The sequence below is a fragment of the Myxococcus sp. NMCA1 genome (assembly GCF_026810205.1).
Taxonomy (GTDB): domain Bacteria; phylum Myxococcota; class Myxococcia; order Myxococcales; family Myxococcaceae; genus Myxococcus; species Myxococcus xanthus_A.
Map to the genome: position 1 here is coordinate 7,389,607 of NZ_CP113950.1, position 13,764 is coordinate 7,403,370.

Sequence of the window (13,764 nt, forward strand, 5' to 3'; positions counted from 1 at the left end):
CTCTCTCTGTAACCGTGGCGACAGATGGCCAGCTTTCCGGTGACTGATTTCCCGGGGAGGAATGCGATGCGACGTTCGATTGTGGGTGGAGTCGCCACGGCGGCGCTGGGCATGGCGGGACCGGCCTTCGCCATCGAGGCACAGCAGGTGGGCGAGCGACTTCGCGTCGAGGAGCGGCCGCTGGTGGGCATCGACGTCCGGCTGGGCCTCGGCAACTTCACCGGAGACCTCGGCAGCAACACCAAGGTGGGCCCGCTGCTGGGCATCAACGCCAGCGCCTATCCCTGGCAGTACGGCGGCGTCGAGGTCGGCTACGAAGGCCAGCGCTTCCCCATCGACGACTCGCGCCTGCGCGACAACGGCGATGGCGAAGGCGTCTGGCGCCACAACGCCACCCTGCTCGCCAAGGCGGGACCGCTCATCGACGAGAAGTGGCGCCCCTTCGTCGGCGCGGGCGTCGGCCTGAGCTACCTCAACCCCTCGGACGGCGCGGACCGCTTCTACAACAATGACTGGCAGACGGAGCTCCCGCTGGCCGCGGGCCTGGACTACCGCTTCGGCAACCTGGTGGCCGGCGCGCGCGCCACGTACCGCTTCGTCGGCGGGGAGGGCCTCCTCCGAAACCCCGTCACCAACGCCGACGAGAAAGGCAGTCTCTTCAACGGCAACGTGATGATTGGCGGGCAGTTCTAGCCCGCCCCCACGTCACAGGCCGAAGCCGTCCAGCAGCGCCTCGGGGCGGGGATTCTTCTCCCACGCCTCGAGCACCGCCACCGCGGGCGAGCGCCCCGACGCGGCCACCGCGTCCAGCGCGTCCAACAGGGGCGCATCCTGCGCATCCAGCCGCATCAGGCCCCGACGGGAGATGGCCAGCATCTCCGCCGCCAGGCGGTGCAGTTCCTGCGAACCCAGCCGGCCGCCGAGTCCCTCGCGCCGCGCCGTGTCATGGAAGGCCAGGTGCTCGGCGTAGGTCAGCTTCGGCAACAGGCGCTCGGCCTCATCCAGCGCGGTGGCATCGTACAGGATGCCGCGCCAGAGGGCGGCTAGCGCTCCCGTCATCGCGGGGTTCACACAGTCCGCGCCGCGCACCTCGATCACCGTCTTCAGCCGCACCTCGGGGAAGAGCGTGGACAGGTGGTCGGTCCAGTCGTTCAGGTCGGGCGGTTTGCCCTCGAAGCCCTCCTTCATCAACTGCCGGAAGGTCAGCTTCGGGTACAGGTACTCGTTGTTGCGCCGCAGGAAGAGCAGCGGCGCGTCCAGCGCCCACTCCACATAGGCGCGATACGAGAACGAGCCGTCGAAGAACGCGGGCAGGTAACCACATCGCGTGGGGTCCACCTCGTCCCAAACGCGGTTGCGGAAAGACAGGTAACCCGACGGTTTGCCCTCCACGATGGGGCTGTTGGCGTACAACGCATTCATCAGCGGGGCGAGCCGCGCCACCACCACCGTCTTGCGGACACAGTCCGCCTCGTCCGCCCAGTCCAGGGACACCTGGCCGGTGGACGTCATCAACATCATGTTCAGCGCCAGCCGGCCGCGCTCCGGCAGCGTGCGACGCATGATGAGGTAGCGCGTCTTCGGCATCCACGGCATCTGCGCCGTCGTGCCAAACGGGCGGTAGCCCAGGAAGACGAGCCGCAAACCCAGCTCCTTTGCGGCGGCGGACACCTCCGACAGGTGCGTCAGGTTCTCCGCATGCGCCTCGCGCGCGGTGACGAAGGGGCTTCCGGACAGCTCCACCTGGCCGCCGGGCTCCAGGGAGATGGTGGCTCCGCCGCGCTGCAGCGCGATGACAGGCGACTCCGGTGTCTCCCGGAACGGCGTGTAGCCCGCCGAGGCCACCCGGTTCAGCAGCGCGCCGACGCCCCGCTCACCGTCATAGGTCGGAGGCTCCGCGGCGCCCACCGGGTAGAGGAACTTCTCATGCTCGAGCCCCAGACGGTGCGCACCGCGGGGCTTCTCGGCGGCTCGGAATCCAGCCAACAGCATGTCGACGGAGGAGATGGGCTCTGAGGCCGCGCGCTTGAGGTCGAGTGACATGGGCGCGCCCTATATAACCTAGACCTTTCGACCCGCCCGGATTTGCGCACTGGCCTTTATGAGCCCACATTCCACCCTCCCCACCATCTCCCCCCAGCCCCGCCTGTCCGATTTCTTCCAGGGGATGGGGCTCCTCGGCCGGGCCTTCTCCCTCATCCTGCGCGACCGCCGGCTGTTCCTGCTGTCCGCCCTCTGTGCCGCCGTCACCGCCGCCGCCCTCGTGGGGCTCGTCTGGCTGCTGTGGCGCTACGCCCCCGGTGCCCTGGAATCCGTCTGGACCCGCCCGGAGAGCTGGTACGGCCAGGCCGCTTGGACCACGGTGCTGGTGTTGTCCGGCCTGGTGCTCTGGGTCGTGGGCGCCAACGTGCTGCCGCCCCTGTTGCTGGCCCCGCTCCAGGATCCACTGTCCGAGCTGACCGAAGAGGCCTGTGGCGGCGGCCCGGGAACCTCTTTCACCGTGGCGGGTTTCGTCCGGGGGCTCGTCACCGGCATCGCCCATACGCTCGCGCGGCTGTTCTTCCTCCTCGCGGGCCTGGCTGTGCTCCTGCCCCTCCACCTGATACCGGGGGTGGGCAGCGTGCTGTGGACGCTCCTCGCCAGCCTGTACACCATGACGTGGATGGCGGGCGAGTACCTGGCCGCCCCCATGACGCGTCACCTGTATCCCTTCGCCGAGGTGCGCCGGATGCTGCGCGAGCGCCGGGCGCTCTGCCTGGGCCTGGGCGCGGGCATCTACGTGCTGCTCTGGGTCCCCATCCTCAACGCCTTCTTCCTCCCGGTGGCCATCGTCGCCGGCACCCTGCTTTATGGCGGGCTGCGCGAGGCCCGGCTGCTGGCGCCCCCTCCTGGGGAGTCCACTACCGCTGCGTTGAAATAAACGCCCGAGCCGGGTGTCCAACCCGGGGAACCGGGAACGCAATGCCCGCCAGGGACGTTCTGCTCCACCAGCAGAGAGGCGATGCCTTGAAGCACCAGGAGCCCGTGATTAGGCTTGCCCGGCCGCTTACAGTGTTCGCCTACTCGGTATAAACGGTCGAAATCTCAAGGCTTCTCGCCACACCCGGGGTGCCGGACAGCGCGCCCCAGCTTGGATGAACCAAATGCCGCGTTTCCTCCGCCGAATCACAGCCGTTGCCGTGCTCCTCGGCGCCTGGGCCCTGGTGGGCAGTGACCGGGCTCCCTTGCCGCTGACCATGGGTGCAGCCGAGGCCGGGCAAGGCTCGTGGGACGGCAGTCTTCCTGCCGTCAAAGGCGAGAAGGCCCCGCACGACCTCAACAGCCTGCGCGTCCTGACGAAGGTCATCCTCTACGTGAAGGAGAACTACGTCGACCCCAAGCGGGTGAAGCCGAAGGAGATGATGATCGCCTCGCTGGAGTACGTCGAGAAGAGCGTTCCCGACGTGCTCGTGGACGGCAACGCGGAGACGGGCAAGCTCAACGTCAACGTGAACGGCAAGCAGCGCGAGTTCGACATCGCCCACGTGGACTCGCTGTGGAAGATGTCCTTCGCGCTCAAGGACGTCTTCGACTTCCTGTCGAAGAACATGCGGCCCATCGAGGACACGCGCGACGTGGAGTACGCGGCCGTCAACGGCATGCTGTCCACGTTGGATCCGCACTCGGTGCTGCTGCGCCCGGAGCTGTACCGGGAGATGAAGCTGTCCACCAAGGGTGAGTTCGGCGGCCTGGGCTTCGTCATCCAGATGCGCGAGGGCAACCTCACCGTGGTCAAGGTGATCCCGAAGACGCCCGCGCACCGCTCCGGCATCCAGAAGGACGACCGCATCAAGAAGATTGGCGAGGAGTCCACCGTCAACATGGACCTCAACGAGGCCGTGTCGAAGCTGCGCGGCCCGGTGGACAGCCGCATCACCATCACCGTGGAGCGCGACGGCTGGGACAAGCCCCGCATCATGACGCTCTCGCGCGCCATGATTTCCATCGAGAGCGTGCAGCACAAGATGCTCTCCAACAACGTGGGCTACATCCGGCTGAAGAACTTCCAGGGCAACACCACCCGCGACCTCGAGGCGGCGCTGACGCAGCTGCGCAAGCAGGCGGACGCGAAGGGCGGCTTCAAGGGCCTGGTGCTCGACATGCGCGGCAACCCGGGCGGCCTCTTGGAGCAGGCCATCCAGGTGTCCGACACGTTCCTGTCCAGCGGCACCATCGTCGCGACGGTGGGCCTGTCCGACAAGCTGCGCGAGGAGAAGCGCGCGCGCGCTACGGATGGTGAGGACAGCTACCCCATCGCCGTGCTGGTGAACGCCGGCAGCGCCTCCGCGTCCGAAATCGTCGCCGGCGCGCTGAAGAACCTCGACCGCGCGACCATCATCGGCCGTCAGACGTTCGGCAAGGGCAGCGTGCAGGTGCTGTACGACTTCCCGGATGACAGCGCGCTGAAGCTGACCATCGCCAAGTACCTGACCCCGGGCGACGTCTCCATCCAGGAGGTCGGTATCGTCCCGGACATCCAACTGGTCCCCACCCGCGCCACCGATGAGCGCGTGGACGTGTTCGCGCCGCGCCGCTCCATGGGCGAGGCCGACCTGGACCAGCACTTCGGCAACCCGGACTCCAGCACCGTCGCCAAGAAGCGCGAGGACGTGCTCGACCGCGAGAAGCCGCTGGAGAGCCTCAAGTACCTGAAGGTGGACGAGAAGCAGGCCCAGGCCACCGCCAAGAAGGAAGAGAGCAAGGCCGCGCCGAAGACGGCCGCCAACGCCAAGAAGCACGGGGACAAGGACCCGCTGCTGGACGTGGACGTGGCCGGCATGGGTGAGGACCTGGACGACCAGCTCGACGCCGAGGCCCAGGAGGAGATCAAGGAGGACTTCGAGGTCCAGTTCGCCCGCGACTTCGTGCTGCGCGCTCCGGCCACCACGCGCAAGGAGCAGCTCAAGCAGGGCAAGGCGTTCATCGACCAGAAGCGCGCCGAGGAGGAGTCCCGCATCAACGCCGCCATCGCCGCGCTGGGCGTGGACTGGAGCGCGGGTCCCACGCCGAAGAACGTGCAGATGGCCGTGTCGCTGACGCCGGGCCCGGACGCGAAGATTCTGGCGGGCGAGGTGATGGAGATGGCGCTGACCGCGGAGAACCGTGGCACCGAGCCGCTCAAGCGCGTGCGCGCCTGGACGGAGAGCGACAACGCCTTCCTGGACCGCCGCGAGTTCCTGTTCGGCGCGCTGGCGCCGGGTGAGAAGAAGACGTGGAAGGTGAAGGTGCGCCTGCCCAAGGACCTCACCAGCCGCCGCGACGACGTGACGGTGCGCTTCTTCGATGACCACGGCGCCCTGCCTGAGACGCGGGTGGCCGAGCTCAACTTCGTGGAGCTGCCCCGCCCCGCCTTCGCCTTCAACTGGCAGGTCATCGACGACTGCGCCACCTGCAACGGCGACGGCACCGTGCAGCGTGGGGAGACTGTCTCCGTGCTGCTGGACGTGACGAACGCGGGCACCGGCACGGCGCTCGACTCCTTCACGCAGATCAAGAATGGCGGCGACGCCAACATCTTCATCGAGAAGGGCCGCTTCAAACTGGGCGAGCTGAAGCCCGGTGAGACGAAGACGGCGCGCTTCCAACTGGAGGTGAAGAAGGGCTTCAAGGGCAACACCTTCCCGCTGAAGCTGGCCATCATCGACGAGCCGCTCGAGGAGTTCGTGATGGAGAAGCTGGAGCTCCCCGTCACCGACGCCGCGATCGCCACGATGGAGCCGAAGAAGGGCTTCGTCCGCGTGGGCGACAAGGTGGACCTGTATGGCGCTCCCGCGCAGGGCGCGCGCGCGGTGGCGAAGCTGAGCGGGACGACGGTGCTACCCGCCGAGGCGGTCACCAAGGGCTACTACCGCGTGGAGCTGGAGAAGGACCGCTTCGCCTTCGTGCGCAGCCAGGACGCGAAGGAGCTGAAGACGGGCAAGGCCACCGCGCCAAAGGCCACGCTGGTCACCAACCACCGGCCGCCCGACATCCGCCTGGACGTGGATCCGGCCGCTGGCGGCCTGGTGGCCAACGGGGACAAGTTCACGCTCTCCGGCGTGGTGACGGACCCCCACGGGCTCCTGGACGTCTACGTGCTGGTGAACGACCAGAAGGTCTACTTCAAGGGCGTGGACCCCAAGGGCTCCGAGCCGAACACGCTGAAGTTCTCCACGGAGTTCGCGCTGAAGGAGGGCAACAACAACGTGCTGGTGGTGGCGCGCGAGGACAATGACTTCGCCAGCCGCCGCACGCTGGTCATCCGCCGCCGCCCGGCCGAGGTCGCCCAGAAGATGGCGTCCCCCACCGGGAGCCCCTCCAGCAAGCCGCAGCCGCAGTAGGCGCCCCGCGCCCACCTGGCCCGCCGCCTCCTTCCGGGCGGCCTTTCCAGCGGGACTCCCTGAGAGGAGACCGCGGGAGGGGTCGCCCGTTTTGTTGACGCTCCTCGCGAGCAGGCGTTAGCGTCCGGCGCGGTGGGCGCCTTACCGGCCGGTCGCGCGCCCTGGAGGCGGTGACTCGAATGCGGACGTTCAGTCGGTGGGTGGCCCTCGCGGCCTGGGCGTCAGGCGCGTCCGTTGTCGCGGCGCCCAATGACCTGCAGATCGCGCGGTTCGGCAACCCCACGGGCGACAACCCTGTGGCGTCCGCCGACGCGGATTTCCAGGCCTTCGCCCGCATCATGGGCGCGGCCATCACCTCCGTGAACCTGATGCCCCCGGAGACGACGGGCCACTCGGCCTGGGCCATCAACGCGGAGCTCTCCGTGGTGTCGCTGCCCGGCAGCGTGAACATCCCCACGCAGAACGAGCAGCCCTCCACGGTGCTCATCCCCTCCTTCCACGCGCGCAAGGGCCTGCCCTTCTCGCTGGAGCTGGGTGGGCGCGTGGGCTGGGTGGAGAAGAGCAGCCAGGTGGTGGCCACCGGCGAGCTGAAGTGGGCCGCCAACGAGGGCTTCACCTACCTGCCCGACTTCGGCGTGCGCGGACACGTGACGAAGCTGTTCGGCGCCCGGGATTTGGGCCTCACCGTCATGGGCCTGGACTTCGGCGTGGGCAAGCAGTTCCCGCTGGGCGGCATGGTGACGCTGACGCCCTACGGCGGCCTGGACCTGGGCTTCGTCGGCGCGACGTCCAGCCGCATCGACTTCAACCCGGACCGCAGCTTCGATGACACGACGGGGGACGACTCGCGCGTGGCGCTGACGGATACCGCCGCGTACCGGAAGGTGTCCTTCGGCAGCAACATCAACCAGCGCATCTACGGCGGCGTCCGCTTCATCGGCGGCGTGCTCCAACTGGGCGCGGAGCTGTCGCTGACGCGCACGGGCAGCGTCTCCTACGAGGAGAACGGCAGCACCGTGGACCGGGGCCTGCCGGCCGTCTTCGCCTTCAACACCACGCTCGGCCTGGACTTCTGAGCGCTACGCGGCGGGGTGCAGGGCCTGACGGACCGCCCCCGGCCGGTTGGTGATGAGGTAGCTGACCCCCATCCGCTCCAGGACATGGGCGCGCTGGGGGTCATCCACCGTCCACGCCGCCACGCTCATCCCGGCCGCGCGCCATGCGGCCACCCGCTCCGGGGTGCAGGCCTCGTGGAAGGGGTGGACCGAGTGTGACGACACGAGCGGGCTCACCCCGTAGGCCTGCATGGCCCAGGACTTGTCCGGGTCGATGAGCAGCCCCCGGCGCAGCTCCGGCGCCGCGGCCGCCAGGCGGAAGAGACACAGCGGGTTGAAGCTGGAGATGACGACCCGGCCCGCCAGCCCGCGCCGACGCACCAGCCGCGCCACCTGCTCCGCCAGGCCTCCGTCGTCGGCGCGCTCGCACTTGAGCTCGATGTTGGCCAGGAACTGAGGTGGCAGGGCCTCCAGCACCTCTTCCAACAGCGGGATTCGGGCGGGGGCGAAGCCCAGCGGCGAGCCGACGTCCGCCCGCTGGAGCTTCCACCACGGGGTGAGGCGAACCTCCCACGGCAGCCGCGCGAGGCGCTCCAGGCGCTCGTCGTGACAGACGACGACCTCGCCCGAGCCACAGAGCATCGCGTCCAGTTCCACACCATCCGCGCCTTGGCGGACCGCCTCGGCGAAGGCTTCCAGGGTGTTCTCGGGGGCATCGGCGCTGGCGCCACGGTGGGCAAGCAGGAGCATGCCCTCCAGTCTGCGCGGGTGGCCGCCGCCGTGCATCAGAAGTCCAACCGGGCGTGCGGCGGTGGACGCATGGCTTGCCTCCCCCCGCCCTTTGCTGCACTGTGCTCCATCATGCTGGGCCTCGGCCTCGGAGAAATCATCGTCCTCGGCTTCATCCTGCTGGTGGTCTTCTCGGCCGCCCGCATGGGTCAGCTCGGCAATGCCGTGGGCAAGTTCGTGTACTCGTTCCGCAAGGCGTCGCGCGGCGAGGACCTGGTGGATGCGAAGCCGCTGCCTCCGGGCCGCCGCAGCACCACGGACGCCGAGTTCACGGAGCCCGAGCAGCCGCGCCGCCGCTAGGCCCCTCCCCTCCCCAGGATGCGAAGCCCGTCAGTCGTGCCCGCGATGCCCGGGGATGAGTGACGCGGCCGCGGGCCCTGTCCCATGGCCTTCGGCGAGCAGCCGGGAGGCCTGTGCCCGCAAGGCGGGATGCAGGGCGGCGTTCGAGACAAGCTCCCTCAAGTCCGCCGTGTTGAGCAGCGGGACGATTTTCGCGCCCGTCTCCGGCGGCAGGTAGGGGTTGAAGACGAGCGCGCGCCGGATGGCATGGCGCACGGACCAGCGGGGTGACTTCCAGATTTCGATGAGCGGCTCGGGTCGGGCCGGGCGGCGCGCGGCGATGCGGACCACCAGCTCCTCGGTGAGCCGGGGGTTGATGAGCACGTTGCGCAGGACGGTGGGATTGCTGACGGTGGCCAGGCGAGACAGGGTGTCCGGGTCCCTCGTGAGGCGGGCCTGCTGCTTCAGGTGCCCGAGCGACTGGGAGAAGGCGTTGGCGTCCGCACGGGCAGCGGCGTCCGCGTCCATCTCCAGCTTCGCGGGGCCTTGGGCGAACAGGTCCGCCACGGTGTCGAGCGATTGGACGTACGCGAGCCGCCGCAGCGACTCCACGTGGGGGATGTGCTCGGCCTCCTGCTCGAGCGCGGCCATGAAGTCCGACAACGCGCAGGAGGCGGGCCCCCACCCCGCGCGCGAGAGGGCGATGAGGTGGCCCACCAGTTCGTTGGAGTCGAGCGGATCCCTCCAGGCGAGCTCACGGGCGGCGGCCTTGCGACGGACCTCCGCCCCCCCGCTCAAGGCATGGATGAAGCGCGCGACGGTCCGGGCATCCTCCTGCGTGGGCATGGTGGCTCACTCCGGCCGGGGGGCGGCCTCCGCCGCCTTGGAACGCTCGGGCTCCAGTGTCAGCTCCAACCGGAAGCCCCCCGGGTCCACGGGGTGCTCGGGAAAGATGACGACGAAGGGGGCCTTGGCGCCGGGCGCCACGGAGACGGCAGCCTCGTCGACGCGCTGGCGCAGGGCCACGGCCGCGTCGAGTGAGCCCACGGCGTAGAGTTCCTCGGGCGTGGGGACCCCGCCCACGAGCGCCTCGGCGGAGGCCACACGCTGGCTGCCGTCATACAGCGCGGCGCGCACGCGGATGCGGGCAGCGGTGTCCGAATGGTTCGCCGCGTCCCCTCGGACGTAGAAGAGCGACCGGCCCTCGCGCGTCTCGTACAGCCCATTCGTCACATCCACGGCCACGAGCGGCTTCGGCGCGGGCACGAAGAGCGCGCGCAGGGAGTCCAGCGACAGGGCCGACACATCCAGGCGCCCCTCGCTCAGGTACACCCGGCCGACCGTGCCCAGCACGGCCACCAGGGCCGCGGCCAACACGAAGTTGACGGTGAAGCCCAACGCCTTGCGAAGCCGGCTCGACGGGCGGCTCTGCGGGATGCCCACGTCCTCGGGACGCGCGGTGGGCTTGGCCACGGTGACCACGGGCTTCGACGGCAGCCCGTCCATGTCCAGCACCTCGCGCTGGACGCCGCTGGGTGCCCCGACCCGGCCCAGGGTGACGCCAAAGGCCTCCGCGTCATCCACGGCGGAGGGGACATCGCCAAGCAGGGAGGCGTCGGAGGCATCCGAGGTCCCGAACAGCGCGGCGCGGCCCGTGTCCGTGGGCAGCAGGCCGGAATCCTCGCCGTGCCCGCCCACGTCCGAGCCAAGGTCGAACAAGTCCCGGGGATTCGCGGAAGGCTGTATCGCGGCCGGAGGGTCGGCGTGGAGGTCGACGGCCGCGAACGGGTCACTCCCGCCTGGAACAGGCCCACTGCCGGACGCGGCGGAAGCGTCAGCGTGGATGTCGATAGAGGCGAACGGGTCGCTCCCGGCAGGCGGCGGCGCTGCCTTCCGAGTCGACGCGGCAGGTGCCCGCAGGTCAATGGCGGCGAAGGGGTCGTTGCCGCCCGCAGCGGCCGGCGACGACGCATGGAGGTCGACCGCCGAGAGAGGACCACTTCCTACTGAAGGCGACGCGGCCTTGGAGGGCTTCGCGGGCCTCGCGGCGTGAATGTCGGCCGCCGCGAGAGGACCGCTTCCGACTGAAGGTGACGCAGCCCTAGGGGACTTCGCGGGCCCCGCCGCATGGATGTCGATGGACGCGAACGGGTCGCTCCCCACGGGCCGAGGCAGCCCGGGAGCCGCCGACGGAACCGCCGCATCGTCGATGCTGAAGGACGCGAACGGGTCGCTCCCCACGGGCCGAGGCAGCCCGGGAGCCGCTGACGGAACCGTCGCATCGTCGATGTCGATGGATGCGAACGGGTCGTTCTCCACCGGTGGCGGCGCCCCCGTGGCCGTCGATGGCATCGCTGCCGCATCGTCGATGTCGATGGACGCGAACGGGTCGTCCCCACCATAAGCGGGCGGAGCAGCGGGAGGCGGAGCCGCGCCCGGGCGCATCGTCCCGAGCGCCACGGCGCCCGCGGGCGCGCCCCCCGGAGGCGGCGTCACCGCGCTTCGGCGGAGCGCATTCGTGGCCGCAGCCGACGGCTCGGCAGGCGAAGACGGCCCCAAGAGCTCCGAGAACGGGTCGGCCACCGGCGGCGCGGCGTTTCGGCGAGCACTGGCCGGGGACACAGAGGGCCCAGCGGACTCGGGGACGGGAGGCACGGAGCGGTCCTCCATGCCAGCGGAGCCACCCGCCCCTCGGGCCCCCGCCGCTCGCGCAGGTGCGCTTCCCGGACCAGGGGGCGCAGGCACTGCGGCGGGTGGACGCCCCGAACGCTCAGGGCCTGGAACCACGAAAGCGCCCGGCGGTGGCGCGCGGCCAACCGGCGCATCGGGCGGACGCGCGGCGGGAGGCAGCGGCAGCGACGTAATTCGCGTGGGCTCCCGGAAAACACCGTCTTCCAAGCCCAGGTCCCCGTCCATGCTGTTCCAGTTCGACGCGGGGGCACTGGGGCGAGCAGGCATCGGCTTGCTCGCCTCGACGCCCAGCTCGAAGTAGCCCGGCTTGGTGACGTCCACTGACGTGGGGTCTGGCGCGACCCCAAATTGGGCGAAAGGGTCCACCTGCCCGTCCGAGGAGGGGGCTGGCGGCTCGCCCGGAGCGCCGACAGCGGCCTCGCGGGTGACCCGGAACGTGTTCTGACATTTGGTGCAGCGGACCTTGACCCCCTTCTCGGTCACCTTCTCGTCGGGGATCTTGAACCGCGTCTGGCACCGTTCACACTTGACGATCATTCAGCAGGCCCGGCTGGAAGCACGAGTATAGGACGACGGGGTAGGCACGGCGAGCCGGGTTCACGTTGCTTGCTCGCCCCCACCCCCTCTGCTACGAGAAACGCCCCTGCGAGACTCAGGCGGGGCACGTGGCTTGATGTCGAGCCCAAAAGGGGCGGAGAGACACATGAGCGAGGCTGAGCAAGCAGGCGCTCCGAGCAAGGAGCCGAAGATCATCAAGCGGTACACGAACCGGAAGCTCTACGACACCGTGGAGAGCCGATACGTCACCCTTGATGAGATCGCAGCGATGATCAAGGAGGGCACCGAGGTACGGATTGTCGATAATCGTACCAAGGAGGACCTGACCTCCGTCACCCTCGCGCAGATCATCTTCGAAGAGGAGAAGAAGAAGAACCAGATGCCGCTGTCGGTGCTGCGGGAAATCATCCGCCACCCCGGCGAGTCCATCTCCGGGTTCATCCAGAAGGAGGTCTCCCCGCGAGTCGCCTCCATCCGCGAGGAGGCCGAGTCCCGTCTCGACAAGCTCCTGCGCCGGGACGAGAACGCCCCCCGGGCAGAGGGAGAGCCCGAAGCCCCCGTCGCCCCCCCTGAGGACACCACCGCCGCGGACAACGCCGCGGCAGCTGGGCTCAGCCCGGCCGACCTCCTCAAGGCCAGCCAGCGCGCCTTCGAGGAGTGGCAGCGGCGAATCGACGAGCGCGTGAAGCACGTCGTGGAGAACCTCACCGGCAACCTGCCCGCGCTTGGCCGCGACATGGCTTCGCTCACCCAGCGCCTCGAGGAGCTGGAGAAGAAGCTGGAGCAGGCCGAGCAGCAGAAGGGCCCGCCGAAGCAGGAGTAACCGCGCGGCTTCAGGCCTTCTGTGAGGCCCGCCTCCGCTTGGGGGCGGGCTCTCCGTGCAACTCCGCGGCGATGGCGGCCAGCATCTGTGCGCCCCGGCTGCGCGGCGCGTACTCCCAAATGGTCTGCCCGTGGCTCTGGGCCTCGTCGACCTTCACGTCGTAGCCCAGCGGCGTGGCCGCCAGCGCGTCCGGGAAGTAGGCCTTCAGGCGCTCCAGAATCGCCGTGGCCAGCGCCGTCTTCCGGTACAGCGTGGGCACCACCTTCGTGACGCGAAGGTCCGGCCGCCCTTCCGCCTCGCCCACCTGGCGCACGGTATCCGCCACCTCCGCGCAGCCATCCAGCGCCAGGTACGTCAGCGCCACCGGCACCACCACCTCGGTGGCGGCCACCAGGATGTTGCGCGTGGTGGTCCCCATGGAGGGCGGCGCGTCGAAGACGATGGCGTCATAGCCCGCCGCTTCCGCCGCGCGCAGGCGGTCCGCCAGCCGGTGGGCCCGGCGTTCATCCGCGGCCACCACGATGGGAAAGTCCGCCATCTCCTTGTAGGCGGGCAACACATCCAGGCCCTCGAGAGCCGAGCGCTGGACCACGTCCTCGAAGCGCACCGACGAGTCCGTCAGCAGGTGAAACACGTTGCGCGGCAAGGTGCGCACGTCCACGCCCAGGGCCTTGCCCGCGTGGCCCTGCGTGTCCAGGTCCACCAGCAGCACCCGCAGGCCGCGCTCCTTGGCCAGCCAGGCGGCGGTGTTCACCGCCAGGGTCGTCTTGCAGGTCCCGCCCTTCTCATTGATGAACGCGATGCGCCTCATGACTGGGCACTCCTCATCCACCGAGAAGGTGGCGGCTTCCGACGTGCGGACTACTTCTTCGGGGACTTCGCCGCCAGCAGCGTGTCGACCTTGCCCTCGACGGACGAGAGCAGACGCTCCAGGTCGTCCACCTTCGAACGAAGCTGCTCCAGGTCCGCGGTGGACGGCAGGTTCGCGGCGGACAGGGCCGTGCGCAGGGCGCTGTCCAAGGTGCCCTTCGCCGCCAGGGAGCGCGACACCAGCGTCTGCACCGCCGCCACGAACTTCTCGTTCGAGAGCAGCTGCTGCGCCAGCTTGCCGATGCGCTCCTCGCCCGTCTCCACGAGCTTCTTCATCACCGGGTTGTTCTTGAGCATGAAAACGCGCGTCCTCGCGAGCAAAGCCCTACCGGGCCGTCTG

General features: G+C 69.4%; 12 protein-coding genes and 1 pseudogene. 6 read left to right on the top strand and 7 right to left on the bottom strand.

Annotated features, from left to right (window positions below; translation table 11 throughout):
- Positions 1 to 24 precede the first annotated feature (24 nt).
- Complete coding sequence (locus OZ403_RS30525; RefSeq protein WP_140794807.1) at positions 25 to 693, top strand: hypothetical protein; 669 nt, start codon at positions 25 to 27, stop codon at positions 691 to 693.
- Positions 694 to 705: 12 nt separating this feature from the next.
- On the opposite strand, the gene OZ403_RS30530 is transcribed toward OZ403_RS30525, so the two are convergent.
- Positions 706 to 2,043, bottom strand: a complete 1,338-nt coding sequence (locus tag OZ403_RS30530; protein ID WP_140794808.1) for a glutamate--cysteine ligase — start codon at positions 2,041 to 2,043, stop codon at positions 706 to 708.
- A 58-nt stretch (positions 2,044 to 2,101) separates the two neighbouring features.
- On the opposite strand from OZ403_RS30530, the gene OZ403_RS30535 reads away from it, so the two are divergent.
- From OZ403_RS30535 to OZ403_RS30545, 3 genes are all read left to right on the top strand, one after another.
- Positions 2,102 to 2,920, top strand: a complete 819-nt coding sequence (locus OZ403_RS30535; protein WP_140799708.1) for an EI24 domain-containing protein — start codon at positions 2,102 to 2,104, stop codon at positions 2,918 to 2,920.
- 214 nt (positions 2,921 to 3,134) lie between these two features.
- Positions 3,135 to 6,359: an MXAN_5808 family serine peptidase gene (locus OZ403_RS30540; RefSeq protein ID WP_140876948.1), complete on the top strand. Its 3,225-nt coding sequence runs from the start codon at positions 3,135 to 3,137 to the stop codon at positions 6,357 to 6,359.
- A gap of 179 nt (positions 6,360 to 6,538) precedes the next feature.
- A complete protein-coding gene (locus tag OZ403_RS30545; protein WP_174258932.1) occupies positions 6,539 to 7,435 on the top strand; it encodes a hypothetical protein in 897 nt (298 codons plus the stop codon).
- 3 nt (positions 7,436 to 7,438) lie between these two features.
- Here OZ403_RS30545 and OZ403_RS30550 read toward each other — a convergent pair whose 3' ends face one another.
- Positions 7,439 to 8,164, bottom strand: a complete 726-nt coding sequence (locus tag OZ403_RS30550) for a glycerophosphodiester phosphodiesterase (protein WP_268782422.1) — start codon at positions 8,162 to 8,164, stop codon at positions 7,439 to 7,441.
- A gap of 69 nt (positions 8,165 to 8,233) precedes the next feature.
- Between OZ403_RS30550 and OZ403_RS30555 the strand changes: the two genes are divergently transcribed.
- On the top strand, positions 8,234 to 8,503 hold the full coding sequence (locus OZ403_RS30555; protein WP_011555762.1) for a twin-arginine translocase TatA/TatE family subunit: 270 nt from the start codon (positions 8,234 to 8,236) through the stop codon (positions 8,501 to 8,503).
- A 30-nt stretch (positions 8,504 to 8,533) separates the two neighbouring features.
- On the opposite strand, the gene OZ403_RS30560 is transcribed toward OZ403_RS30555, so the two are convergent.
- The 3 genes and pseudogenes from OZ403_RS30560 to OZ403_RS30570 form a co-directional block, all read right to left on the bottom strand.
- On the bottom strand, positions 8,534 to 9,328 hold the full coding sequence (locus tag OZ403_RS30560) for a hypothetical protein (protein ID WP_140876952.1): 795 nt from the start codon (positions 9,326 to 9,328) through the stop codon (positions 8,534 to 8,536).
- Positions 9,329 to 9,334: 6 nt separating this feature from the next.
- Positions 9,335 to 11,137 (bottom strand): hypothetical protein, encoded by a 1,803-nt coding sequence (locus tag OZ403_RS30565; RefSeq protein WP_268784938.1) that lies wholly within the window; start codon positions 11,135 to 11,137, stop codon positions 9,335 to 9,337.
- 513 nt (positions 11,138 to 11,650) lie between these two features.
- A pseudogene (locus OZ403_RS30570) lies at positions 11,651 to 11,710 on the bottom strand (zinc-ribbon domain-containing protein); the annotation flags it as partial.
- A 166-nt stretch (positions 11,711 to 11,876) separates the two neighbouring features.
- Here OZ403_RS30570 and OZ403_RS30575 point away from each other — a divergent pair.
- A complete protein-coding gene (locus tag OZ403_RS30575) occupies positions 11,877 to 12,554 on the top strand; it encodes a polyhydroxyalkanoate synthesis regulator DNA-binding domain-containing protein (protein WP_140794815.1) in 678 nt (225 codons plus the stop codon).
- A 10-nt stretch (positions 12,555 to 12,564) separates the two neighbouring features.
- Here OZ403_RS30575 and OZ403_RS30580 read toward each other — a convergent pair whose 3' ends face one another.
- Together OZ403_RS30580 and OZ403_RS30585 are read right to left on the bottom strand one after the other, a co-directional pair.
- Positions 12,565 to 13,365: a ParA family protein gene (locus OZ403_RS30580; protein WP_140799714.1), complete on the bottom strand. Its 801-nt coding sequence runs from the start codon at positions 13,363 to 13,365 to the stop codon at positions 12,565 to 12,567.
- A gap of 50 nt (positions 13,366 to 13,415) precedes the next feature.
- Positions 13,416 to 13,721, bottom strand: coding sequence for a hypothetical protein (locus tag OZ403_RS30585; protein ID WP_020478456.1), 306 nt, complete (start codon positions 13,719 to 13,721; stop codon positions 13,416 to 13,418).
- Between the last annotated feature and the right edge of the window lie 43 nt (positions 13,722 to 13,764).

Bases quoted from the DNA above. Each gene is read 5' to 3' on its own strand.
- OZ403_RS30535 (WP_140799708.1), top strand. From the start codon at position 2,102: ATGAGCCCACATTCCACCCTCCCCACCATCTCCCCCCAGCCCCGCCTG.
- OZ403_RS30545 (WP_174258932.1), top strand. From the start codon at position 6,539: ATGCGGACGTTCAGTCGGTGGGTGGCCCTCGCGGCCTGGGCGTCAGGC.
- OZ403_RS30560 (WP_140876952.1), bottom strand. From the start codon at position 9,328: ATGCCCACGCAGGAGGATGCCCGGACCGTCGCGCGCTTCATCCATGCC.
- OZ403_RS30585 (WP_020478456.1), bottom strand. From the start codon at position 13,721: ATGCTCAAGAACAACCCGGTGATGAAGAAGCTCGTGGAGACGGGCGAG.
- OZ403_RS30555 (WP_011555762.1), top strand. From the start codon at position 8,234: ATGGCTTGCCTCCCCCCGCCCTTTGCTGCACTGTGCTCCATCATGCTG.
- OZ403_RS30525 (WP_140794807.1), top strand. From the start codon at position 25: ATGGCCAGCTTTCCGGTGACTGATTTCCCGGGGAGGAATGCGATGCGA.
- OZ403_RS30540 (WP_140876948.1), top strand. From the start codon at position 3,135: ATGAACCAAATGCCGCGTTTCCTCCGCCGAATCACAGCCGTTGCCGTG.
- OZ403_RS30580 (WP_140799714.1), bottom strand. From the start codon at position 13,365: ATGAGGCGCATCGCGTTCATCAATGAGAAGGGCGGGACCTGCAAGACG.
- OZ403_RS30575 (WP_140794815.1), top strand. From the start codon at position 11,877: ATGAGCGAGGCTGAGCAAGCAGGCGCTCCGAGCAAGGAGCCGAAGATC.
- OZ403_RS30550 (WP_268782422.1), bottom strand. From the start codon at position 8,164: ATGCTCCTGCTTGCCCACCGTGGCGCCAGCGCCGATGCCCCCGAGAAC.
- OZ403_RS30530 (WP_140794808.1), bottom strand. From the start codon at position 2,043: ATGTCACTCGACCTCAAGCGCGCGGCCTCAGAGCCCATCTCCTCCGTC.